Origin of the sequence: Caldicellulosiruptor sp. DIB 104C, assembly GCF_028198085.1 — a bacterium.
In the GTDB taxonomy this organism is placed as follows: domain Bacteria; phylum Bacillota; class Thermoanaerobacteria; order Caldicellulosiruptorales; family Caldicellulosiruptoraceae; genus Caldicellulosiruptor; species Caldicellulosiruptor saccharolyticus.
Genome location: NZ_CP116337.1, coordinates 680,162 through 681,834, shown reverse-complemented (window position 1 = coordinate 681,834; position 1,673 = coordinate 680,162). Strand labels below are relative to the sequence as shown.

Genomic DNA, 1,673 nt, shown 5'->3' with positions numbered 1-1,673 from the left:
CTAAAATATGACAAAAACAGTTCAGAGATAATCTCAGCAATTAGTGCTGATGAGGTTTTAAAAATGATTGATGAAGGAAAGATTGACGGCGGAATGATTCCAAAGGTTTTGGGCTGTATTGACGCTCTAAAGCATGGGGTCAATCGTACTCATATTCTTGATGGAAGAATTCCACATTGCATCTTGCTTGAGATATTTACCGACAAGGGAATTGGGACAATGATACATTTGTAATAAATTATTTTAACTTGCTGACAAAATAGTTTAGGCTGCTTTAAAATGAGCAGCCTACTTTACTTATGGTATTTTATTCCTTTAATAATTGTAAATCCTCTATATATCTGTTCATACACAAGAATCCTAAAAAGCTGATGAGGGAAAGTAAGCTTGGAAAATGAAATTAGTAAATTTGCCCTCTTTTTTATAGCATCTGCAAGGCCATTTGAGCCTCCTATTACAAATACTATTTCCTCTCCTTTTGAGACTTTTTTATCTAACAATTCTGCAAATTCTTCAGAGCTTAGCTGAGTCCCATTTATATCAAACACTACTACATACTGGCCTTCTTTTATGTGTTTTAGTATCTTTTCAGCCTCTTTTTTAAAAAGCATCTCAACGTTTCGGTATTTGTTCTCATCTTCTTCTTTTATTTCAATTTCCTCAATTTTTGTCCATCTTGAAAGTCGTTTTTTATACTCCTCTGCGGCCTCTTTAAAATACCTTTCTTTTATTGTCCCAACGCAGATTACCTTTATCATATGTCATCCACTTTCGACAAGAGTTTGTCAATCAGGTCATTTAGTTCATCTCTGCACTTTCTGTACTTGTCATCGTCTCCACCGTAAGGGTCAACTACATCAAGATTTTCTTTGCTATCTAATACATACTCTTTTAGAGTAAAGACTTTGTCCATTACACCAGGATACATATTGATTATTGCTTCTTTATGATATTTTTCCATTGTCAAAATTAAATTGCTTTCCTTTATCATATCTTCATTAATCAGCCTTGATACATGAGAAGAAATGTCAATCCCAAGCTCGTTCATAACCAATACAGCGTTCTTTGATGCTTTGTGGAAAAAAAGCAGACAAGCCCGCCGATTCAACCTCAATATCATCTATGTTCATTTTTTTCAGTTTATCTTTCAAAAGATATTCAGCCATGGGACTCCTACACGTATTGCCTGTGCACACAAAAAGTATCTTTTTCTTGCTCATCACAACACCTCAATCACATTGTTTGCTGATGCTTTAAAAAGCCTATTTTCAAGCGCAAGATATTCTATTCCAAATTCTCCCCATTCGCAGATGATATAATCAACACCAAGGTGGTTAAACCTTCTTAAGGCAGAAAATAAGTTTTTTCCACATTCTTTATAGTCAAACATACTACCTAATACGATTTTGTATTGAGATTCAAAATTGTGAGACGTCTCATAAAAGCAAAGTATACCAACTTTGTATCCTTTTATTTCTAAATCCTTTTTTATCTCATTTATCTTATCTATTCTTTTGTGAATTTTTCCCTTGACAACTATCATCTTTGCGTCTGGTGCATAGTGCTTGTACTTCATACCTGGTGCCTTAGGCACAGATAGAATATTTCCAGCTAAAATTGAAGGGTCATATTCAATATCCTCCAAAATTTCTTTCAAAATCGAAAAAGGCACT

2 protein-coding genes and 2 pseudogenes are annotated in these 1,673 nt (G+C 34.1%); 1 reads left to right on the top strand and 3 read right to left on the bottom strand.

Annotated elements, in window-relative coordinates; genetic code table 11:
• Nucleotides 1-234: pseudogene (locus PGC14_RS03235) on the top strand (acetylglutamate kinase); the annotation flags it as partial.
• Between the two features lie 59 nt (nt 235-293).
• Here PGC14_RS03235 and rlmH read toward each other — a convergent pair.
• From rlmH to PGC14_RS03220, 3 genes and pseudogenes are all read right to left on the bottom strand, one after another.
• Nucleotides 294-758, bottom strand: coding sequence for a 23S rRNA (pseudouridine(1915)-N(3))-methyltransferase RlmH (gene rlmH / locus PGC14_RS03230; RefSeq protein WP_271629502.1), 465 nt, complete (start codon nt 756-758; stop codon nt 294-296).
• Nucleotides 755-1,220, bottom strand: a pseudogene (locus PGC14_RS03225) (low molecular weight protein arginine phosphatase). The gene rlmH and the pseudogene PGC14_RS03225 overlap by 4 nt, the downstream one beginning before the upstream one ends.
• A partial coding sequence (locus PGC14_RS03220; protein ID WP_271629501.1) for a Sua5 family C-terminal domain-containing protein occupies nt 1,220-1,673 on the bottom strand: 454 nt, incomplete at its 5' end. The gene PGC14_RS03220 and the pseudogene PGC14_RS03225, both read right to left, overlap by 1 nt.

Excerpts from the sequence above, each read along its gene's own strand:
- rlmH (WP_271629502.1), bottom strand. The coding sequence starts at position 758 with ATGATAAAGGTAATCTGCGTTGGGACAATAAAAGAAAGGTATTTTAAA.